The organism is Parvibaculum sp. (genome assembly GCF_049651025.1).
GTDB lineage: Bacteria > Pseudomonadota > Alphaproteobacteria > Parvibaculales > Parvibaculaceae > Parvibaculum.
Window position 1 is genome coordinate 1 of sequence record NZ_JBASBH010000044.1, and the last position, 21,505, is coordinate 21,505.

Here is a 21,505-nt window from a genome sequence, read left to right on the forward strand (position 1 = left end):
GCACGGGCGCACGCAGGCTCGTCGTCGCTGGCGGCGTCGCCTCGAACCTGGCCTTGCGGGCGCGCCTTGAAACGGCGGCAAGCGCCTGTGGCTATGAGCTGATCGTGCCGCCGCCGAAGCTCTGCACCGATAACGGCGCGATGATCGCCTGGGCAGGCGCGGAGCGGATGGCGATGGGCCTCATCGACGGCCTCGGCGCAAGCCCGCTGGCCCGCTGGCCGCTCGACCCCAACGCACATCCCGCACGCGGCGCCGGCGTCAAAGCCTGACCCCGACCCACCGGACATAAAAAAGCCCCGGCGCCTATGGGGGAGGTGCGCCGGGGCTAAGGGAGACCCGTTAAAGGGGCCTTTGCCGCTGCCGGGCGGGAGGGGGAGGAGTAGCCCGGCAACAGAACTGGTCGAAATCAGGCGACGTTGATGACGCCGGCTGCTTGCGCGAAAAGCGCGAGGGCATATGCCCCAAGGACGACGGTCACGAGCCGAAGTGTGATGGCTTCAGCGCGCGGCGCTCCGGTCAGATTGAGCTTCATGGCGAATATCCTTCTCAGGTCTTGGGGTGCGGGCTTGTCCGGCGTTCCCGGCGAGCAGCACCCAATTTTGGTCGGGTTGGATCAGGCCGCGTATTGCAGCGCGACCTGAACAAGCAGCACCACGGCGTAACCGGCGAGGGCAACGGTCGCGGCAACGGAGGTGAATTTATCGGCTGCATAGGTCATGGCGGTTCTCCTTCGATCCTGGCCACTGGGGAGGGGTTCCCATCGGCAAGAGTGATTTAGGAGAGCTATGAACGAAAAACAATGAACGAAATGAAAAATGTTCACTTGTTCCATTTGGTGTTGCTGCGATGCAACATTAAGTTTTGATATAAGATATGAAAATGTTTTTAAATCAGTGGCTTAGTGAATTTTTGCGAATGTGCATGGATTTGCTGCGATTGCGAGGTGTCGAACTTTACCCCTCGGAAATCGGCTCCATAGGGTCGACAATCGCCACGCCGGCCTTCAGGCCCGCGATCACGATCTGATAGACACCCTCAAGCTCGCGCTCCAGCCGCTCGAGCGGCAGCCGCGTGAAAAGCTGCGGATAGCTGAACTTCAGCGTTGCCGACTGGATCATCTCGGCAATGAATTCGGGGTCTGCGACCGAAAATTCGCCTGAGACGTTCCCGTATTCGATGATCCGCCGCAAAACCTCGCGCTCTCGCGACATGCCCTCATTGAGGAAATGCGGGCGCTCGGTGGCAATGATCTGCGCCATCTCGACGAGCTTCGGGTCGCGCTCCAGCGTGCCGAATGTCTCGCGCAAATCCTGGAACAGAAAGTCGTGCAGCCGCCCTGCCGCATCGCGACCGGGCTTGGTAAGGATGTAGGACAACTCCTCGGCCGTGCGGATCGAGGCGGCGCGGGCGATTTCCTCGGCAATGTCGAGCTTGCCCGGAAAATATCGATAGAGATTGCCCGGCGACATCGCGCAGTCTTCCGCAACATCGGCCATGGTCGTCTTGCCATAGCCGTAATGCGCGAAACGCTGTCTTGCGGCGTCGATGATTTTCTGGCGCGTATCGTCTGGAGCGGTCATACAGATGATTGTATTCCGAAGCAGTGAATAATCAACGAATCGTTCAATCGTTAGCGGGTGCAACACAGAGATGCGTGAGTTCGAGCATATCGGCGTGATTGGCGGCGGCGCCTGGGGAACGGCACTGGCGCAGGTCGCCGCGCGCGCGGGCGAAAACAAACCCCGCCGCGTGACGCTCTGGGCGCGCGAAAGCGAAGTCGTCGAGGCCGTGAACGCACATCACGAAAACCCGGCCTTCCTGCCCGGCATCGCGCTCGATCCCGCGATCCGCGCAACCGGCGCGTTTGAAGATCTCGCAAGCGCCGACGCTCTTTTGATGGTGACGCCCGCACAGCATATGCGCGCCGTTTGCGCCGGCCTCGCGCCCATACTGAAACCCGGTACGCCCGTTCTTCTCTGCGCCAAGGGCGTCGAACAAGGCACGCACAAACTTCTGACAGACGTGCTCGCCGAAGCCTTGCCGGACGCGATCCCCGCCGTTCTCTCCGGCCCGAGCTTTGCCGCCGAAGTCGCGCGCGGCTTGCCGACAGCGGTGACGCTTGCCTGCGCCGACGAGGAACTGGCGACGGCCCTGATGACGGCTATCGGCATTCCGACTTTCCGCCCCTACTACTCGTCCGACCTCATCGGCGCGGAAGTCGGCGGCGCTGTGAAAAACGTGCTCGCCATCGCCTGCGGCATCGTTGAAGGAAAGAAACTCGGCGCATCCGCACGCGCCGCACTCACCACACGCGGCTTTGCGGAAATGACGCGCCTCGGCCTCGCGCTCGGCGCACGCGCAGAAACGCTTGCCGGTCTCTCAGGCCTCGGCGATCTCGTTCTCACCTGCAATTCGCCGCAATCGCGCAACATGTCGCTCGGCCTCGCGCTCGGTGAAGGCAGGTCGCTTGCCGAAATCCTGAGCGCGCGCAGCGCGGTCACCGAAGGCGTTCACTCGGCAACCGCCGTCATTGCACTTGCTGCAACGCTCGGCGTCGAGATGCCGATCTCGGAAGCCATTGCCGCCATCGTCACGGGCAAGATGAATGTCGATGAAGCAATCACCGCCCTTCTCACCCGCCCCTTCAAGAGCGAAATCTGACGCTCGCAATATTCGGAGACCTTCATGCATTTCTGTTTCACCGGCATCGACAAGCCAGACAGCCTTGCCCTTCGCCTCGCCAATCGCGACGCGCATCTGAAACATTGGGCAGACGCAGGCTGCGTAAAAGTCGGCGGACCTTTTTCCAGCGATGACGGCACCGTGATGAACGGCAGCATGCTGATCATCGAAGTCGACGATCGCGCAACCGCCGACAGGCTTGTCGCCGAAGACCCCTATAATGTCGCCGGCCTTTTCCAGCGCGTCGAAGTGCGCGCCTGGAAGTGGTTGCTCGGTCCGAAATAGGGAGAACGCATCATGGCCTATTGGCTCTTCAAGTCGGAACCCTCCGCCTGGTCATGGGATGATCAGAAGAAAAATGGCGCGAAAGGCGAACCCTGGACAGGCGTGCGCAATCATCAGGCCAATAACAATATGAAGGCGATGAAGAAAGGCGATCTCGGCTTCTTCTATCACTCGGTCGAAGAAAAACAGATTGTCGGCATCGTCCGCGTGATCGGCGAACATCGCCCCGACCCGACCGACGAGACAGGAAAATTCGGCCTCGTCGTCATCGAGGCGGTCGAGGACATGCCGAAGCCCGTAACGCTCGCCGCCATCAAGGCCGAACCGAAACTCGCAGACTCGATCCTGCTGAGAATGTCGCGCCTCTCCGTGCAACCGGTCCGCGACGAGGACTGGAAACTCATCTGCAAGATGGGCGGACTGAAAAAAGCGCCGTGAGAATTAGAGCGGCTTCGCGTTCGCCCTTAGCCACGGCTCAAGTTGTTCGAACCGAAACGCTCCGCGGTCGAACAAGCCGATCATGAAATCGTAGGTGTCGATCGGATCCGCGTCGAAGATGAAACCGTTAAGACGCAGATAGACATCTGCAACAGCAAACGCGATACGCTTGTTGCCGTCGATGAAAGGATGATTGATCGCAAGGCTTTCAAGCAATGCGGCCGCTTCCGCGATCACATCCTCGTAATAGCCGGTCTGCGGCCTGAACAAGGCGGACTCAAGCGCGCCCATGTCGCGCACGCCATGGGCACCGCCATAAAGTTCGATCAACTCCTCGTGCATCGCGAGGACTTCGGTCAGCGTCAGATAATCCGGCATGCCCTATTTCGCGAGCCGCTTGTAGAGTTCGGCATTACGCCGCACGCTGTCACGAAAATGCGCCATCACATTTTCTCGCGGCCGCTCGCCTTGCTTGCCGGCCAGATAAGTGCGGAAGGCATCCTCGACGAGCGACTGAAACTGACGACCTTCCGTCTTTGCCAGTGCACGCATCTGGGCAAGCAGTTCCGGGTCGGCCTGGGTCGCGAATTTTTCTCGTGCGGTCATGTCAGTCACGCCATTTCGTGTTTCTTGAAACATCAAGATACGTCAAGAAACATCAAGAAACAACTCTCACCCCGCCAAAAACGCACGGTAATCCTCCACCAGCCCGGTCGCGGACAGGCCCACCAGCGTCTCGCCATCCTTGGGATCGGCAAGCGTCGGGTCGGAGCCGATGCGGCCGTCGGGGAATTTTGCGCGGTAGTCGTCGGCATCCGTGAACCGCCCCGTCGGCGCGATCACCGGGCTCATCTCGGCTTGTTTGATCGCCTGCGGATAGGCAAACCATGTCACCGCCACTTCCGATGGCGTCGCATGGCTGCCATGGCTCGCGCCGTAGCGGCTGCGGCAGAAATCCATCACCGGCTTGTAGTCCCACCAATTGGCAAGACGGCATTTGACCGGGCCCCGGTTCGACGCATCGGCGCTGAGCGAACGATCCGCATAAATCTCGGCAAAGGCGGCATTGATCGTCGAGACATTGCCGCCATGCCCGTTGAAAAAATAGATGCGCTCGAACCCGTGCCGCGCCAGCGACGACACCCAGTCATGGATGGCCGCGATCATGGTCGAAGGCCGAAGCGTCAGCGTGCCGGGAAAGCCGAGATGATGCTGCGCAATGCCGACATTGAATGTCGGCGCGACCAGAAAGCCCGCTTCCTCGGCGGCGCGCCTCGCAATCACTTCAGGGCAGATCGCGTCGGTGCCGATGAGCCCGGTCGGCCCGTGCTGCTCGGTCGAGCCGATCGGAATGACGATCCCGCGCGAGCGCGTGAGGTAATCTTCAATTTCCGGCCAGCTTGAAAGCTGCAACTGCATGGGTCGCCTTTCCTTTGCGCGACCGCGCGCATGGGCCGAAGCCCTGATAGTCTCTCATTCCACATCAAGGTGGAGGCGAACACCGCCAAATGCAAATCGAACCGCGAAGGGCGCGGCCCGACGAATGGCCGCAAATATCGGAGGTCTTCATCGCGGCCCGCTCCGCCATGCCCTATTTGCCCGACCTGCACACGCGCGGCGAAACGCGCGCCTTCTTCAAGGGCGTCGCGCAAACGCAGGAAATCTGGGCGGTGGACGCGCCGCTTGACGCAGCGTCGCGCATTGCAGGCTTTGCCGCGATCCATGAAGATTGGCTCGATCACCTCTATATCCATCCCGCAATGCAAAACCTCAACATAGGTTCCGCATTGCTCGACATCGTGAAAACGCAGCGGCCACAAGGCTTTTCGCTCTGGACCTTCCAACAAAACACTGGCGCACAGCGATTTTACGAACGTCACGGCCTTGTGCTTGCGCGTTTGAGCGACGGGGGCGATAACGAAGAAGGGCTTCCCGATGCGCTTTATGTCTGGCGCGGTGCGGGTCTGATGGAGGATGCAAGTCAGTGAGTGAGACGAGAAAACTCGGAACCGAAGCGACAGGCCCCTTGAAGGGCGTGCGCATTGTCGATCTGACCAGCGTGGTCTTCGGCGCCTATGCGACGCAGATTCTCGGCGACTACGGCGCGGACGTCATCAAGATCGAAGCGCCCTCGCCCACGGGCGGCGGCGGACATGGCGGCGACATCATGCGCTGGCCGGGCCACACGCCCGAAGGTGCCAGCAACGACCTCGGCCCGATCTTCCTCACCATCAACCGCAACAAGCGTTCGGTGCTGATCGATCTCGCAAAGCCCTCGGGCCGCAAGGCGCTTTTGAAAATTATCGCAACGGCGGATGTGCTCACCTCGAACATCCGCTACGCCGCGATGAAGAAGCTCGGCCTGTCTTACGAGGACGTGAAGGCCGTAAAGCCCGATATCGTTTTCATCCATGCGGCAGGCTACGGCTCAGACGGTCCCTATGCGGGCCTGCCCGCCTATGACGATCTCATTCAGGCCGCCTCGGGCGCCGCCGATCTGCTGCCCTATATGGACGGCAATCCACAGCCGCGCTATGTGCCCACCATCATGGCCGACAAGGTCTCCGGCCTCTTCTTCGTTTCGGCAGTCACCGCCGCGCTCTTTCACAGAGAGCGCACGGGCGAAGGCCAGTTCGTCGAAGTGCCGATGCTCGAAGCCGTCACATCCTTCGTGCTCGCGGAGCATTTCTACGATCACGTCTACGATCCGCCGACGGGCCAGTGGACCTATCCGCGCATCACCAATCCCGATCGCCGCCCCTACAAGACGAAGAACGGCCATATCGGATTGCTGCCTTATTCCGACAAGCAGTGGGAAGTCTTCTTCGATCTGGCGGGCCGCCCCGGCGTCTTCACCGAAGACCCGCGCTTTTCCAACTACAAGGCACGCACGCAGAATATTCGTGCGCTCTACGCGATGATCGAGGAACTGACCGAAACGAAAACGACCGAGGAATGGCTCGACCTGCTCGTGCCGCGCAACATTCCCGCCGTGAAGATGAACCGTTTCGAAGACCTGCAGGACGATCCTCATCTGAAGGCGGTCGATTTCTTCCAGCGCTACGAGCACCCGCATGCAGGACCTTATTTCGCGCTGAAGCCGCCCGTGCGCTTCGCCTCGACGCCCGCCAATATTCGCCGCCATCCGCCCAAGCTCGGCGAGCAGACGCTGGAAGTGCTGCGCGAAGTGGGCATGAGCGAGGACGAGATTGCAGCGCTGAACGACACGGTGCCGGTTCCCGGCGACTGATTGAATGCTGCTGTGGCGGCAAGGAAGAAGACGGCGCAGCATGTCTGTCGCCGCCGCCTTGCCGCGCCCGAACGGTCTGAGCATAATGCTTTCAACGACTGAAGCCCCGCCAGAGGTGCCCATAAGGAGACGTCCCCCATGTCGAATGAACTCTTCCCCGTATCGTCAGAATGGGCGGCCCGCGCGATCATCGACGACGTGCGCTACGCGGCGCTCTATGAAGCAAGCGTCAAGGACCCGAACACGTTCTGGCGCGAAGAAGCGACGCGCCTCGACTGGATCAAGCCCTTCACCAGGGTGAAGAACACATCCTTCGATCCGAAAAATCTTTCCATCAAATGGTTCGAGGACGGCGCGCTCAACGTCAGCGTGAATTGCATCGACCGCCATCTGGCCGACCGCGCCGATCAGGTCGCGATCATCTGGGAAGGCGACGATCCGAAAGATTCAAAATCGATCACCTATCGCGAACTTCATGCTGAAGTCTGCCGCTTCGCCAATGTGCTGAAAGCGCAGGGCGCAAAGAAGGGCGACCGCGTCACGATCTACCTGCCGATGATCCCTGAAGCAGCTTACGCCATGCTTGCCTGCTCGCGCATCGGCGCGGTGCACTCCGTCGTCTTCGGCGGCTTCTCGCCCGACAGCCTTGCAGGCCGTATCGTCGATTGCGATTCACATATCCTCATCACGGCGGATGAAGGCCTGCGCGGTGGCCGCAAGGTTCCCCTGAAAGCCAATGCCGACGAAGCGCTGAAGAAATGCCCCGGCGTGACCAGCGTCATTACCGTGCGCCACACAGGCGGCGCGATCGCCATGCAACCGGGCCGCGACGTCTGGTATCATGAGGAAGCGGCCAAGGTATCCGCCGACTGCGCGGCCGAAGTGATGAATGCCGAAGACCCGCTCTTCATTCTCTACACAAGCGGCTCGACCGGAAAACCCAAAGGCGCATTGCACACGACCGCCGGCTATCTTCTCTACGTCGCGATGACGCATCAATATATCTTCGACTATCAGGACGGCGACATCTACTGGTGCACGGCGGATGTAGGCTGGGTCACGGGTCACAGCTATATCGTCTATGGTCCGCTTGCGAATGGCGCAACGACGCTGATGTTCGAGGGCGTGCCGAACTATCCGGACAGCTCGCGCTTCTGGCAGGTGATCGACAAGCATCAGGTCAATATTTTCTACACCGCGCCGACAGCGCTTCGCGCCCTGATGCGCGAAGGCGACGAGCCGGTGAAGAAGACGAGCCGCAAGTCGCTTCGCCTTCTCGGCTCCGTCGGCGAGCCGATCAATCCCGAAGCCTGGCTCTGGTATCACCGCGTCGTCGGCGACGGGCGCTGCCCGATTGTCGATACATGGTGGCAGACGGAAACCGGCGGCATATTGATCTCGCCGCTGCCCGGCGCCATTGCGCAAAAGCCCGGCTCGGCAACGAAACCCTTCTTCGGTGTGCAGCCCGCCATTGTCGATGCAGAAGGAAAAATTCTGGAAGGCGAAGCCACGGGCAATCTCTGCATCGCCGATTCATGGCCGGGCCAGATGCGCTCCGTCTATGGCGACCACCAGCGTTTCATCGACACTTATTTCATTCAGTATCCGGGCATGTATTTCACCGGCGACGGCTGCCGCCGCGATGCGGATGGCTATTACTGGATCACGGGCCGCGTCGATGACGTGCTCAATGTTTCCGGCCATCGTCTCGGAACGGCGGAAGTCGAAAGCGCGCTCGTCGCTCATCCCAAAGTCGCCGAAGCCGCAGTGGTCGGCTATCCGCACGACATCAAGGGTCAGGGCATCTATGCCTATGTGACGCTGAACGCAGGCGAGCCTCCCAACGAGGAACTGCGCAAGGAACTCGTCACCTGGGTCCGCAAGGAAATCGGCCCCATCGCCTCGCCCGACCTCATCCAGTTCGCGCCCGGTCTGCCGAAAACCCGCTCAGGCAAAATCATGCGCCGCATCCTGCGCAAGATCGCCGAAGACGATTTCTCCAACCTCGGCGACACCTCGACACTGGCCGATCCCGGCGTCGTCGACGATCTGGTGGAGAACCGGCAGAACAAGGCGGGGTGACGCTCAGCTTCCCGTCTGACACCAGGGCTCGCGCTTGCCGCCGTCGTAAGCGCGGGCCAATCCACGCGCGACCATGGCTTGTGCAATGTCACCCGCATTGGCCTCTGTCACATCCGCAACGACGCGACCGCCATATTTGTCGTTGCGCACGCGCGCAAGAAGAATGGCGCGGCCTCGGCCAAGATAGTCGCGCGCCTCTTCCGCCCGCGCGCGCTCGTAGGGACACTTGCCTCGAAGCTCCGGCGCGTCGATGCCCGCGATACGTACATCGACATCGACCGTCTGGCCGAGCCAGATGTGCACCCTGAGCTTCAACGTATCGCCATCGACGACGCGCAAGACTTCAGCCGCCACCGGACCCTCGATGACATCCGCCGCCTCCACGCAATGCGCGGCAAGCGACAGCATCACCAGAGCAAAGAGAAAAACGAGGGGACGAATCATCGAACGGCCATTTCTGGAAGCGCAGCAAACGTCGTTACCACGAACGCCCATGCGCATTCAGAGGCATTTCATCCAATTTGCCACGTCAAAATGAAATTGGTTCGGGAACGGATGATTGAATTGCGCCGCAGAAACAAGGCGGAAACCTGAACCGCCCCATGCGCAGGCAAAGTGCTCAGAAATCCGAGACGATGCCTTTGACTTCCCAATCACCATAACGCGTCGGCTCGGCGCCTGTTTTCGCACCCTTCGGCCCATTGATCTCACGGGGCCGGGGCGCGCTTGCCAATGCCTCATCGGCGGCCTTGCGGCGCGCGGCAGCCTCCGCCAGTGCGCGCTCCGCTGCCGGGCTCAATACCTTCGCTTCTTTCTGGTCGCTCTCTGCCATCATCCTGCTCGCTTGAAGCGCTCACATAGAGCCTACATATAGGAGATGCCGGGCCAAGGCGCCAGAACCCCGACCCAAACACAGAAAGCGACATGAACACTTTCAAAACCGGACTTCTTCTCGCAGCGATGACCGCCCTGTTCATGGGGCTCGGCTATCTGATTGGCGGGGCCGCTGGTGCAATAATCGCATTTGTCATCGCAGCGGCGATGAACCTCTTTGCCTATTGGAACTCCGACAAGATGGTCCTCTCGATGCACGGGGCCGAACGCGTCGATGAGGCAAGCGCGCCGCAATATGTGCGCCTCGTCCGCCAGCTTGCCGAAAATGCAGGCCTGCCCATGCCCGCGACCTACATCATGCACCAGCCGCAGCCTAACGCTTTCGCGACGGGCCGCGATCCGGAACATGCCGCCGTCGCCGTGACGACCGGCCTTCTCGAGATCCTGTCGCCAGAAGAACTTGCGGGCGTCCTCGCGCATGAACTCAGCCACATCAAGAACCGCGACACGCTGACCATGACGATCACCGCAACGATTGCGGGCGCGATCTCGATGCTGGCAAATTTCGCCTTCTTCTTCGGCGGCAACCGCGACAATCAGGGCGGCATCATCGGCACGATCGCACTTGCGATCCTTGCGCCGCTCGCCGCCGCGCTGGTGCAGATGGCGATCAGCCGCACCCGCGAATATGAAGCCGACGCCATGGGCGCAGAAATTTCGAACCGCCCCCTCTGGCTCGCCTCCGCGCTCGAGAAGATCGACCGCGCCGCCCATGTGGTGGACAACGACACGGCAGAAGCAAATCCGGCGACCGCTCACATGTTCATCATCAACCCGCTTCATGGCGGCGCGCGCGACAATCTCTTCTCCACCCATCCGGCGACCGCCAACCGCATCGCCAAACTCCGCGCGCTGGCCGCCGAGCAGGGCCGCGCAGAAGGCCGCCCATGGGGTTGATATGCTCCGCTTACGGATCAGAAAGCCGTTTCAGGCGGAGCTTCCCCGGAGGCACCGCCTGTGCTTTAACCTCACCGCATGAGTGAAATAGACCCCAAAGCGCCCGGCAGCGAGCCCGGCCTTGCCGCCCGGCAGGGCGCGCACCGCCTTGTCGCCGCCGTACTCGTGCAAAAGCGGGCGCTGGATGAAACCTTTGCCGAGGAAACCTCGCGCGGAGGGCTTTCGCAAGCCGCCGGCCCCGATCGCGGCTTCGCCCGCGCCATCGCAGCCACGACCTTGCGCCATCTGGGGGAAATCGACCTCATCATCAAACGGCTTCTCGACAAGAAGCTGCCGAAAAGCGCCGGGCTCACGCAGACGATCCTGCGCACCGCGATTGCCGAAATTCTCTTCCTCGACGTGAAGCCACATGCCGCTGTCGATCTCGCGGTCGAAGCCGCCTCGCGCGACGCCGATGCCCGCCATTTCAAATCTCTGGTGAACGCGCTGTTGCGCCGCTTGCTGCGCGAGGAAGCCACCTTACGCGAAGGCATCGACGCCGAACGCGCCGCACTCGCGCCCTGGCTCTGGAAAAGCTGGATCGGCATCTATGGCGAGATCAAGACCCGCGCCATCATCCGCGCGCAGTTCAAGGAGCCGCCGCTCGATCTCAGCGTCAAGCACGAGGCGGACACCTCGCTCTGGGCCGAAAAGCTCGGCGCGATACAACTGCCGACCGGCGCGCTGCGCCTGACGTCCGCAGGCCGCATCGAAAACCTCGAAGGCTTTGAAGAAGGCGCATGGTGGGTGCAGGACGCCGCCGCCGCCCTGCCCGCGCGCCTGCTGGGCGATGTAAATGGGCGCGACGTGCTCGACCTCTGCGCGGCGCCCGGCGGCAAGACCGCATGGCTCGCCGCCCATGGCGCGAACGTGACCGCACTCGACCGCTCCGCCCCACGCCTGCAACGCTTGACGCAGAACCTCACGCGCCTCGACCTCAAGGCCGAAGTCGTCACCGCCGATGCGACAAGCTACGCGCCGGAACGCCAATGGGATCTGATTTTGCTGGACGCGCCCTGCACCGCGACCGGCACCGCGCGCCGCCACCCAGACGTGCTGCATCTGAAAACCGCCGCCGACCGCGACCGCCTTGCGCTCCTGCAGGCGCGTCTTCTGGTCTGCGCAAGCGAGCTGCTCGCGCCGGGCGGAACGCTCGTCTATTGCACCTGTTCGCTCGAACCCGAGGAAGGCCCGAAACAGATCGAGGCCTTTCTGTCCGCCCACCCCGATTTCGCCCGCGCGCCCGTCACGCCCGCCGAAATCGGCGGCCTCACCGAAGCAATCACCCCCGCAGGCGACCTCCGCACACTGCCCTCGCATCTGGCCGACGAAGGTGGGCTGGACGGCTTTTACGCCGCGCGGCTGGTTCGCACGTTTACGGACAAATTGCGCAGTTGATAAATTTTTGTCATAAGGTCGACAGAATTCCGGGGCGAGTATTTGTGACGGGGGACCAGATGGCATGCTTGATTTGCGGCCAGGATGGCGGCAAAATTATTGGCCATAAGAACGGCTACCGACTCATTGAATGCACAAATTGCAGTCTCCGTTTCGCCGATCCGACACCCACGCCTGCTGAACTCGACGCTCTTTACGGTGCCTATTCGCCAAATAAGGCCTATTCGCGAAAAACCGCGTCAAAAATCAGCCGCACCAAACGGCGCATCTTGCGCTATCTGCACATGTCCCCGGGGCGTCGTTTTCTTGACGCAGGGTGCAATATCGGAACAGGCGTCGAGGCCGCACGACTGATCGGCCTCGAGGCTCATGGCATCGATGTTGGGAATGACAGCATCGCATCCGCTCGCGAGCTTTTCCCGCTGGGTCAATACCACGCCGGCCCCATGGAGAGTCTACCGACCAGCTGGGGCAATTTCGACTTCATTTACTCGAGCGAGGTCTTCGAGCATTTGCCGGAGTTGCACGGCTATTGCGCTGCGCTGACAGCACGCATGAACCCGGGCGGATTGCTCTATCTGACGACACCCGACGCCGGGCATTGGCGCGTTCCCGCCAACTTTGCCAATTGGAGTGAGGTCAGGCCACCAGAACATATTGTCTACTTTAACAAACAGTCACTCGCCCAGCTATTGACGCTCCACGGTCTCGATGTGGTGAAATTTGAATGGAATATGAAGCCGGGTCTTAAGGCTCTTGCGCGCAAGCGATAAAGGATCTGCCGCGGCGACCGACAGTGCCTTGCACCAGAAGTTTCAAGCTGTTAATCACTGAAATCAGCAAGATTTAGTGTTTGAGCCGGCATCGGCCGACGATATCGGGTCCCCGAGGGTTCAATGAGCGGCAAGCTTCCAATCAAAATAGCGCCTTCGATCCTCGCCTCCGATTTCGCACGGCTGGGCGAGGAAGTTCGCGCCATCGACAAGGCGGGCGCCGACTATATTCATATCGACGTGATGGACGGCCATTTCGTGCCGAACATCACCATCGGCCCCGATGTCGTGAAGGCGCTGCGCCCGCACACGAAGAAGGTCTTCGACGTGCATCTGATGATCGCGCCGGTCGACCTCTATATCGAAGCCTTTGCGAAGGCTGGCGCCGATATCATTTCTTTCCACCCCGAAGCCGGGCCGCATCCCCATCGCACCGTTCAGGCGATCCGGGCGGCTGGCGCAAAACCCGGCCTCGTGCTCAATCCCGGCACGCCGCTTGAGGTTCTGGAGCCGCTGATCGGCGATATCGACCTCGTTCTCGTGATGAGCGTCAATCCGGGCTTTGGCGGCCAGAGCTTCATCGAGAGCCAGATCGCCAGAATCCAGGCCATACGCAAGCAGATCGACGCCCTTGGACGCGACATTGACCTTGAAGTCGATGGCGGTATCAATTTCGATACTGCGCCGCGCGCGATTGCGGCAGGTGCAAATGTGCTCGTCGCCGGCACGGCGACTTTCAAAGGCGGAGAAGCCGCCTATGCAAAAAACATCGCAACCCTTCGCGGAGGCGTTTGATCGGCCTTGCTTCCGCCGGGAAACCGCCAGGAGGCGGCGTTAGGTTCATGACGGACGCCGAGCTCGATCAGCCGCAGATGACGGCCCTCCCCGCCAGCACACAACCCGCGCCGGCGTATTACGCGATGCCGCCCGGCAACCGCACGACCGACCTTGCCCTCGCCGCCCTTGTACGGCTGCGCGACAAGGCGCTGGCGCGCGCCTATGCAAGCTGGGCCTACGGCCAAAGCCTGCGCGGGCCCATGCCCGATCACATGATGCTCTATCCGCGCGACCTGCGCCCCGGACGCGCCGAAACGGCGGATGCGCTGTTTCAGGGCCGCTGGTCGCTGCCCGGCGGACAGGTGAAGACCGACGGAAGCACACCCTTCGACGCCATCGCCCCCAGCGAAACCTGGAGCGAAGAACTGCATGGCTTCTCATGGCTGCGCCACTTCACGGCGGCAGGCGGCGATGCGGCGCGAACCTATGCCCAGACCCTCGTCGCGCGATGGATCATCGAGGCGGGCAACTGGAACGACATTGCCTGGCGTCCGCAGGTGATCGGCCGCCGCCTGACCTCATGGGTCTCGAACGGCGCGCTCATTATCGACGGCTCGGACCTCATCTACCGCTCGACGCTTCTGCGCAACATGGCCCGGCAGGCACGCCATCTGGCCCGCACCGCGGCCCTCGCGCCCGCAGGCGAACCGCGCTTTACAGCCGCCGTCGGCCTCGCCTTTTCCGGCCTCTGCCTTTCGGAAGGCCAGAAGCGTCTCGACAAGGGGCTGGCGCTTGTCTGCCACGAACTCGACCGGCAAATCCTAGCCGATGGCGGCCATGTAAGCCGCAACCCGAGCGCCATTCTCTCGATCATGCTGGACCTGATCTCGCTGCGCGAAGCGCTCGAAGCGCGCCGCATCGAGGTGCCAAAGCCGATCCGCGACGCGATCGACCGCATGATGCCGATGCTGCGTTTCTTCCGCCATGGAGACGGGCGGCTCGCCCTCTTCAACGGCTCGAATGAAGGCCCGGACGGCGCGGTCGATGCGGTGCTCGAACAGGACGACACCAAGGGCCGCCCCTTCGGCTTTGCCCCGCATTCCGGCTATCAGCGCCTGACCGCCGGCACGAGCTATGTCGTCGCCGACACCGGCCCGCCCCCGCCTGGCCGCTATAGCCATGCCGCCCATGCCGGTTGCCTGTCCTTCGAGATGAGCGCAGGCAAGGCGCGCCTTGTCGTCAATTGCGGCTCGACCCGCGTGCTCGGCGCCGACTGGGAAGCCGCAAGCCGCGCCACCGCCGCCCAATCGACGCTCTCGCTTGCCGACACATCATCGGCCCGCATTCTGCGTGGCCGCATCGGCCGCGCCCTGCTCGGCGCCCGCTTGATGGAAGGCCCGCGCCGCGTCGAAAGCGGCCGCAACGAGAACGATGCCGGAATCTGGCTCGATGCGAGCCATAACGGCTATGAGAAACTCTTTGGCCTGGTGCATCGGCGCAGGCTCTTCCTCAATGCGTCGGGCGACGAGCTTCGGGGCGAGGATCTGCTGGTCACGGCGGAAGATGCCCGCAAGCCCATGCCCTGGGAGCGTGCCCGCTGGCATAGCCGCCCGGAAGACCCGCCCTATACGATCCGCTTCCACCTTCACCCCGATGCACGCGCCTCGCTCGCCCATGACGGCTCGAACGTGCTCGTGCGCCTGCCCAATGGCGACGGCTGGCAATTTCGTGCCATCGGACAAGGCGGACCGGCCCCCATCACGCTGGAAGAAAGCGTCTATCTTGGTGCAGGCGAGCCCACGCGGCGTGCCGAGCAAATCGTCGTCTCCGGCACGGTTTTCCGGGGCGAGGCCAGGGTCAACTGGGCCTGGCGGCGCGTTTCCGACCGCAGCGGCAAACAGACAAAGACGCAGGACACCGCGCCACCCGAATTGCCCGAACTCGATACCGAGCAAGATCCCCGCTAGACAGGGTTTCGCCCGCCTTGGCGGCATAGCTTGTTTCGTGCTATCGCCCGGCCACCGCCAGCCAGCCCGAAACCCGAAAGAGCCCTCCCATGTCCGTTTCCGCCAAACCCGCCCCAAAAGCCGCCGATATTCAACCCGTCCGCCGCGCTCTCCTGTCGGTTTCCGACAAGACCGGCCTTCTCGATTTCGCCCGCGCGCTTCACGAAGCGGGCGTCGAACTCGTCTCGACAGGCGGCACGGCAAAGGCGATCAAGGATGCGGGACTGCCGGTCAAGGACGTCGCCGAGATCACGGGCTTTCCTGAAATGATGGACGGGCGCGTCAAGACGCTGCATCCCAAGGTCCATGGCGGATTGCTCGCAGTGCGCGACGATGCCGAGCACAAGGCGGCGATGGAGGCGCATGGCATCGGCGCGATCGACCTGCTCTGCGTCAATCTCTATCCCTTCGAGGCCACTGTGGCCAAGGGCGCGGCTTACGACGAATGCGTCGAGAATATCGATATTGGCGGCCCGGCCATGATCCGCGCGGCGGCAAAGAACCACGCTTACGTCGCCGTCATCGTCGAAGGCAGCGACTACGCCTCCGTCATCGAAGAGATCAAGGCGAAGGGCGGCACGTCGCTCGGCCTGCGCAAGCATCTCGCCCACAAGGCCTATGCGCGCACCGCCGCTTACGACGCGGCCATCTCGAACTGGTTTGCCGACGAGCTGAAGGACACCGCCCCCGAATACCGTGCCTTTGGCGGCCACCTGAAGCAGACGCTGCGCTACGGCGAGAATCCGCATCAGCTCGCAAGCTTCTACGTCACCGGCGAGAAGCGCCCCGGCGTTTCCACCGCGACGCAGCTTCAGGGCAAGGAGCTTTCCTACAACAACATCAACGACACGGACGCCGCCTTCGAACTCGTCGGCGAATTCGATCCGAAGCTCGCGCCCGCCATCGCCATCATCAAGCATGCGAACCCTTGCGGCGTCGCCACCGGCTCCTCGCTTGCGGACGCCTATCGCAAGGCGCTGGCCTGCGATCCCGTTTCGGCCTTCGGCGGCATCATCGCGTCGAACATCAAGCTCGATGGCGCAACGGCGGAAGAAATCGCCAAGATCTTCACCGAAGTCATCATCGCGCCCGACGCCGATGAGGACGCACGTCGCATCATCGGCGCGAAGAAGAACCTCCGCCTCCTCATCACCGGCGGCCTGCCGGATGCGAGCGCGCCGGGCCTCACCGTGAAGTCGGTTGCAGGCGGACTTCTCGTCCAGTCGCGCGACAATGGCCGCATCGACATGCTCGACCTCAAGGTCGTGACGAAGCGCAAGCCGACGCCGCAGGAACTTGCCGACCTCATCTTCGCCTTCCGCGTCTGCAAGCATGTGAAGTCGAATGCGATCATCTATGTGAAGGCAGGCGCAACGGTCGGTATCGGCGCTGGCCAGATGAGCCGCGTGGACAGCGCCCGCATCGCAGCCCGCAAGGCGCAGGACGCCGCCGAAGCCGCAGGCCACTCAGTGCCCGCAACCGTTGGCTCGGTCGTTGCCTCTGACGCTTTCTTCCCCTTCGCCGACGGATTGCTGTCAGCCGCCGAAGCCGGCGCCACGGCGGTCATCCAGCCCGGCGGCTCGATGCGCGACGATGAAGTCATCGCCGCCGCCGATGAGAAGGGCCTTGCGATGGTCATGACGGGAATGCGTCACTTCCGGCATTGATGTTATCCAAAAACAAATGTCACCCCGGGCTCGTCCCCGGGTCCAGGGGCCGCTCGCTCGGAATATGATGCCCTGGATCCCGGCATTCGCCGGGATGACAGCTTGTGTTGTGTTGGATGCCTGCGCGGAAACCCCGCCTACTCGATCGCAGTCGCCCGTTCCTCGCGAACGAAGGCGAGCATGATGATGCCCAGCACGATAAGCGGCACCACGACCGTCAGACCGATGCGCTGACTGCCGCTCCATGCCGTCACGACGCCGATGAGCAGCGGCGCGACGAAGGTCGTCGCCTTGCCTGCCAGCGAATAGAGGCCGAAGAACTCCGTCATCATCTCGACCGGCGCGATGCGTGCGAGCATTGTGCGGCTCGACGCGATGGTCGGCCCGGCCATCAGGGCGAAAAAGCCGATGGTGAGCAGGAACAACTGCTGCGGCAGGGTTGAGAAGGCCTTGGCATCTGCGGCAACCGGCACCTGAATGATGAAAAAAATCCGGTCGTGATCGAACGAGATCAAGACGATGAAGGAGACAAGCGCCAGAGCAAGAGACACCATCAGTGTTTTCTTGGAACCGAAGCGCTGATCCGTCCAGCCGCCGATGAAAGCGCCGAGCGCGGCAAAGAACGTGGCCCAGAGGCCATAGACGGCCATCTCCATCGCGCCCCAATGGAATGTCGTCGCCGCGAGAATGCCGCCGAAGATGAAGATCGCATTCATGCCGTCATAAAACGCCATGCGCGAAATCAGATAGAGCGCCACATTGCGGAAGTGCCATGCCTTGGTGATCGTGTGTCCGAGACGCACAAGGCCCGCCTTGGCCGCCTGACCGCGCGACAAGCCGCGATGCGCCTGATCCGGCACGACGAGAAGCAGCGGCAACATGAAGACGAGAAACCACACGCCCGAAATCGGGCCGACGATGCGGTCGGTTTCATGCGCTGCCTTCGACAGGCCGAATACAGGCGCGTCGGGAATGAAGGGCGCATGCACCACGCCCGGCAGTTGCAACAGGATCAGAACGATGACGAGCGCGAAAATCGCGGCAAGCTGACCGACGCCGATGCCGATGCCTGATAGCAGCCCGATGCGCCGCTCCGACGCGATGGTGGGTAGCATGGCATTGGCAAAGATGATCGCAAATTCCATGCCCACCGAGGCGACGATCAGCGATGCCATGATCGGCAGGATCGGCGCGCCCGGCACAGCGATCCACAAGCCGAAGCAACCCACGGTGCAAAGAAGCGTGAAGAAAACGATCCACGGTTTGCGCGGCCCCGCCGCATCGGCCATTGCGCCGAGCAGCGGGCTCGACAGCGCGATGATGATACCCGCAATGGCCTGCGTGTAACCCCAGACGGCCTGCCCATGCACCGGATCGGCGATCACCGTCGCTGTCAGATAGGGAGCGAAGAGAAAGATGGTGACGAGCGAAAAATAGGGTTGGTTCGCCCATTCATAACAAACCCAGGCGGCCTGCGCCAAAGTGCTGGCAGGCTCGCCATTCGCACGTGTCTTGGTCAATCAATCGCCTCCGCGCGGGTCTCTTGAACGAAGAGCATCAGACCAAGCCCTGTCAGCATCAGGATCAGGATCGATGCAAAGCCCACGCGCTGGCTCTGGAAAATCGTCGTCACCACGCCGACAAGCAGCGGCCCCATGAAGGCCGTCGCTGTGCCCGACAATGCGTAGAGTCCGAAAAATTCCGACATCTTCGAAGCAGGCGCAATGCGCGCCAGCATGGTGCGGCTATTGGCATAAGCGGCCGTGATGCAGATCGCGACGACGAGCACGACAAGCAGATACATGAGTTCAGGCAGTGTACGGAAGAAAGGCAGATCCCAGATCGGCGCGCTTGCCGGATCATAGGGAATGAAGAAGAGCATGCTTGTCGGCGTCATCGAGACGGCAAGAACGATACCGATGGAGGTGCCGCCGATGGAGGTGAGGATCGCGCGCTTCGATCCGAACTTGTCGTCAAGCCAGCCGCCGAAGAAGCCGCCGCCCACTGCAAAGATCGACAGGATGATGCCGTAGATCGTCAGCGTCAGCGCATCCCATTTGAAAACGCCCGCCGCATAGACGCCGCCGAAAATCAGCACGGCCGTCTGCCCGTCATTGAAGAACATGCGCGCGATGAGATAGGTCGCGACGTTGCGGTAATGCTTGACCTGCCGCACCGTCTTGATGACGCGCCTGATCCCGTCAACAACCGCCTTGCGCTTGTTGATCTTCGACACGGGCTTTACGTCCGGCGTGAAGAACAGAAGCGGCAGCGTGAACACCAGCAGCCATATGGCGGTGATCGGACCGGAGATGCGGCTGTTCTCATGCATCGACACATCAAGGCCGAACAGTGCCTTGTCGGGAATGAAACTCCAGTTCACATGGCCCGGCAGCATGAAGGCGTAAAGCATGAAGCAGAGAATGATCAGCGCGCCCGCATTGGCGAGCGCCAGCGCAAGTCCCGATAAAAATCCTATGCGCTCATGCGGCGCGACCGCAGGCAGCATCGAATTGTGAAAGACCTCGGTGAAGGAAAACGCGACGGACACAATAATGAAGAGCGCCGCGATCTGATAAATGCCGAGCCCTTCGCCGCCCGGAAGCGCCCACCAGAGCGCGAAGATCGCCGGCACCATGACGGCAACGAAACCGATGAGCCAGGGTTTGCGCCGCCCGCCCGTATCGGCGATGGCGCCGAGAATGGGGCCGAAGCAGGCGATGATGAAGCCCGCGATGCTGTTGATATTGCCCCAGATGGCTTGCCCGCGAACCGGATCGCCGACCACGGTGTTCGAGAAGTAAGGCGCGAAAATATAGATCGTGACGATGATGACGTAAGGGTCGCGGGCCCATTCAAAAATCGCCCAGCTCATCTGGCCCTTGAAATCGGCGGCGGGCTGGCCGGTCGCGGATAATGATCGGGTAGCGGAAGATGATGGATGCGGATCGTTCTCTATCGCTTCACGCACTTCTCCCAGATCTTTCATCGCAGTCACTGGCCGCCCTCCCTGAGATCGGGAACGCGCTCTTCTCATGCGACGCATTTCGCCCGATGCGGTCGGATTGGATCACAAAGGCGCTGGGCTGGAAAGGCTCGCGAGACGATCCGCTTGCGCCAATGCGCGCTTTACGCTGAGCGCCAGCGCGAGCAGAAGCGCGGGAAAGCCGATCTGAAGATGTGTCGCTTGCGAGATCGGCGCGACAAGTACCGGCATGACGTAGAGGAAGACAAGGGCGGCCTTCTCGAACGTCGTCGCGCCGCGCGCCACCATGTCGCCTGCAAGAATGACGAGAACGAGGGCCAGGATCGCCAGTTCGTAATCGAACGTATAGGGCGGCACGAGCAGCGTCGCCGCGACGAGCACGGCCCAGGCGAGGCGGCTCGGCCCCGCGCGCCACCAGACGAGCGCGACACAGGCCGCAGCACCCAGCGCCGTCAGCACCTGCAAGGCATAAGCGATGGAAGTCGGCACGCCGAGATAGCGAAAGAAGATGAAGGCGCTCGGCATCTTGTACCAGCGCAGCAAGCCTTGCTCCATGACCTCGCGAACGAGTGGCGTATTCTTCAGAAAGGCGAGCCAAAGATCCGGGCCGAGAACAAGCGTCGCAAGCGCAGCGAAGCCGAACGCCGTCGCGCCGGTCGCAAAAAACACCCGCCACTGCCGCGAGGCGATAAGCGCGATGGGAATGAGGAGGCCGAGTTGCGGCTTGTAGGCAAGAAGCCCCAGCGCAAAGCCCGCGAGATAAGGCCGACCCCGCTCCATCGCGAGCAACCCGCCTGCAAATAACGCCACGGAATAGAGCGAGTTCTGGCCGTGAAAAACGCAGACGAATGCGCCGGGAAAAGCGACGAGCAGAAAAAACGCATCGCGCGAATTCGCAACGCGCTCGTCGAACAAGCGGCGCAGCGTCAGCACGTAAGCGGCAAGGCTCGCGCCGACAAAGACCAGATAGGCCGCGACATAGGGCAGCAAAGCGAGCGGCGCGACGACAAGCTGATAGGTCGGCGGATAGTTCCACAGGAAAATGCTGTCGCCCGCCGGAACGGCCAATTGTTCGGCGGCGAATATGCGTTGCACGTCGAAGGCCGCCGCCGCCTCGCCCGCCAGCGTCAGATGCGATGCCGCCCAGAACGTGATGAAGTCATAGCCGAGCGGCTTGCCGAAAATATCTATCATCGCCGTGGACGTTGCGACGACGGCGATGGCCGCAAGGATATAGATCGCCACCGTCATGCGCGGATAAACGCGCAGACGCTCGGCATCGAAAAGAGAATCCGGGTTGGCAGGGCTCATGGGCGCTCTGGTTCCGCTGT

Annotated in this window: 22 protein-coding genes and 1 pseudogene; 13 read left to right on the forward strand and 10 right to left on the reverse strand. The window is 61.9% G+C overall.

The features are described 5' to 3' along the window. Positions 1-269, forward strand: a pseudogene (locus WA943_RS05535) (tRNA (adenosine(37)-N6)-threonylcarbamoyltransferase complex transferase subunit TsaD); the annotation flags it as partial. 137 nt (positions 270-406) lie between these two features. On the opposite strand, the gene WA943_RS05540 reads toward WA943_RS05535, so the two are convergent. Together WA943_RS05540 and WA943_RS05545 are read right to left on the reverse strand one after the other, a co-directional pair. Continuing rightward, positions 407-532, reverse strand: coding sequence for a hypothetical protein (locus WA943_RS05540; RefSeq protein WP_424468855.1), 126 nt, complete (start codon positions 530-532; stop codon positions 407-409). A 421-nt stretch (positions 533-953) separates the two neighbouring features. Next, positions 954-1,580: a TetR/AcrR family transcriptional regulator gene (locus WA943_RS05545; RefSeq protein ID WP_424468856.1), complete on the reverse strand. Its 627-nt coding sequence runs from the start codon at positions 1,578-1,580 to the stop codon at positions 954-956. A 70-nt stretch (positions 1,581-1,650) separates the two neighbouring features. Here WA943_RS05545 and WA943_RS05550 point away from each other — a divergent pair, with 70 nt between their 5' ends. Genes WA943_RS05550 through WA943_RS05560 form a run of 3 tightly spaced genes read left to right on the forward strand, consistent with a single transcriptional unit; the run spans position 1,651 to position 3,405 of the window. Further along, entirely contained in the window at positions 1,651-2,661 is a 1,011-nt protein-coding gene (locus WA943_RS05550) for an NAD(P)H-dependent glycerol-3-phosphate dehydrogenase (RefSeq protein ID WP_424468857.1), read from the forward strand. A gap of 24 nt (positions 2,662-2,685) precedes the next feature. Then, positions 2,686-2,967: a YciI family protein gene (locus WA943_RS05555; protein ID WP_424468858.1), complete on the forward strand. Its 282-nt coding sequence runs from the start codon at positions 2,686-2,688 to the stop codon at positions 2,965-2,967. Between the two features lie 12 nt (positions 2,968-2,979). Beyond that, positions 2,980-3,405: an EVE domain-containing protein gene (locus tag WA943_RS05560; RefSeq protein WP_424468859.1), complete on the forward strand. Its 426-nt coding sequence runs from the start codon at positions 2,980-2,982 to the stop codon at positions 3,403-3,405. A gap of 3 nt (positions 3,406-3,408) precedes the next feature. Here WA943_RS05560 and WA943_RS05565 read toward each other — a convergent pair whose 3' ends face one another. The 3 genes from WA943_RS05565 to WA943_RS05575 all read right to left on the reverse strand — a co-directional run bounded on the left by WA943_RS05565 (position 3,409) and on the right by WA943_RS05575 (position 4,824). Continuing rightward, the gene (locus WA943_RS05565) at positions 3,409-3,783 is read right to left on the reverse strand and encodes a type II toxin-antitoxin system death-on-curing family toxin (RefSeq protein ID WP_424468860.1); all 375 of its coding nucleotides are present in this window, start codon (positions 3,781-3,783) and stop codon (positions 3,409-3,411) included. Between the two features lie 3 nt (positions 3,784-3,786). After that, positions 3,787-4,011, reverse strand: coding sequence for a hypothetical protein (locus WA943_RS05570; protein ID WP_424468861.1), 225 nt, complete (start codon positions 4,009-4,011; stop codon positions 3,787-3,789). Between the two features lie 66 nt (positions 4,012-4,077). Continuing rightward, positions 4,078-4,824, reverse strand: coding sequence for a creatininase family protein (locus tag WA943_RS05575; protein WP_424468862.1), 747 nt, complete (start codon positions 4,822-4,824; stop codon positions 4,078-4,080). A gap of 89 nt (positions 4,825-4,913) precedes the next feature. On the opposite strand from WA943_RS05575, the gene WA943_RS05580 reads away from it, so the two are divergent. The 3 genes from WA943_RS05580 (at position 4,914) to acs (ending at position 8,737) form a co-directional block, all read left to right on the forward strand. After that, complete coding sequence (locus WA943_RS05580; RefSeq protein WP_424468863.1) at positions 4,914-5,393, forward strand: N-acetyltransferase family protein; 480 nt, start codon at positions 4,914-4,916, stop codon at positions 5,391-5,393. Continuing rightward, on the forward strand, positions 5,390-6,655 hold the full coding sequence (locus WA943_RS05585) for a CaiB/BaiF CoA transferase family protein (protein ID WP_424468864.1): 1,266 nt from the start codon (positions 5,390-5,392) through the stop codon (positions 6,653-6,655). Before WA943_RS05580 ends, WA943_RS05585 begins: the two co-directional genes overlap by 4 nt. A 138-nt stretch (positions 6,656-6,793) precedes the next feature. Beyond that, entirely contained in the window at positions 6,794-8,737 is a 1,944-nt protein-coding gene (acs, locus tag WA943_RS05590; protein ID WP_424468865.1) for an acetate--CoA ligase, read from the forward strand. A gap of 3 nt (positions 8,738-8,740) precedes the next feature. On the opposite strand, the gene WA943_RS05595 is transcribed toward acs, so the two are convergent. Then, positions 8,741-9,181, reverse strand: coding sequence for a thermonuclease family protein (locus WA943_RS05595; protein WP_424468866.1), 441 nt, complete (start codon positions 9,179-9,181; stop codon positions 8,741-8,743). A 175-nt stretch (positions 9,182-9,356) separates the two neighbouring features. Continuing rightward, complete coding sequence (locus WA943_RS05600; protein ID WP_424468904.1) at positions 9,357-9,569, reverse strand: DUF1674 domain-containing protein; 213 nt, start codon at positions 9,567-9,569, stop codon at positions 9,357-9,359. 92 nt (positions 9,570-9,661) lie between these two features. On the opposite strand from WA943_RS05600, the gene htpX reads away from it, so the two are divergent. From htpX to purH, 6 genes are all read left to right on the forward strand, one after another. After that, positions 9,662-10,528, forward strand: a complete 867-nt coding sequence (gene htpX, locus WA943_RS05605; RefSeq protein WP_424468867.1) for a zinc metalloprotease HtpX — start codon at positions 9,662-9,664, stop codon at positions 10,526-10,528. 78 nt (positions 10,529-10,606) lie between these two features. After that, entirely contained in the window at positions 10,607-11,965 is a 1,359-nt protein-coding gene (locus tag WA943_RS05610; RefSeq protein ID WP_424468868.1) for an RsmB/NOP family class I SAM-dependent RNA methyltransferase, read from the forward strand. Between the two features lie 59 nt (positions 11,966-12,024). Then, positions 12,025-12,738 carry a class I SAM-dependent methyltransferase gene (locus WA943_RS05615; RefSeq protein ID WP_424468869.1) on the forward strand — a complete coding sequence of 238 codons (714 nt, stop codon included), beginning with the start codon at positions 12,025-12,027 and terminating at the stop codon, positions 12,736-12,738. Positions 12,739-12,861: 123 nt separating this feature from the next. Then, positions 12,862-13,533 carry a ribulose-phosphate 3-epimerase gene (gene rpe / locus WA943_RS05620; protein WP_424468870.1) on the forward strand — a complete coding sequence of 224 codons (672 nt, stop codon included), beginning with the start codon at positions 12,862-12,864 and terminating at the stop codon, positions 13,531-13,533. A 47-nt stretch (positions 13,534-13,580) separates the two neighbouring features. Then, a complete protein-coding gene (locus tag WA943_RS05625; protein WP_424468871.1) occupies positions 13,581-15,482 on the forward strand; it encodes a heparinase II/III family protein in 1,902 nt (633 codons plus the stop codon). An 89-nt stretch (positions 15,483-15,571) separates the two neighbouring features. Further along, positions 15,572-17,188 (forward strand): bifunctional phosphoribosylaminoimidazolecarboxamide formyltransferase/IMP cyclohydrolase, encoded by a 1,617-nt coding sequence (purH, locus tag WA943_RS05630; protein WP_424468872.1) that lies wholly within the window; start codon positions 15,572-15,574, stop codon positions 17,186-17,188. A gap of 137 nt (positions 17,189-17,325) precedes the next feature. On the opposite strand, the gene WA943_RS05635 is transcribed toward purH, so the two are convergent. From WA943_RS05635 to WA943_RS05645, 3 genes are all read right to left on the reverse strand, one after another. Then, entirely contained in the window at positions 17,326-18,708 is a 1,383-nt protein-coding gene (locus tag WA943_RS05635) for an MFS transporter (protein ID WP_424468873.1), read from the reverse strand. Beyond that, on the reverse strand, positions 18,705-20,177 hold the full coding sequence (locus tag WA943_RS05640; protein WP_424468905.1) for an MFS transporter: 1,473 nt from the start codon (positions 20,175-20,177) through the stop codon (positions 18,705-18,707). Before WA943_RS05640 ends, WA943_RS05635 begins: the two co-directional genes overlap by 4 nt. Before the next feature lie 81 nt (positions 20,178-20,258). Next, positions 20,259-21,485 (reverse strand): glycosyltransferase family 87 protein, encoded by a 1,227-nt coding sequence (locus tag WA943_RS05645; RefSeq protein WP_424468874.1) that lies wholly within the window; start codon positions 21,483-21,485, stop codon positions 20,259-20,261. Positions 21,486-21,505: the final 20 nt, after the last annotated feature.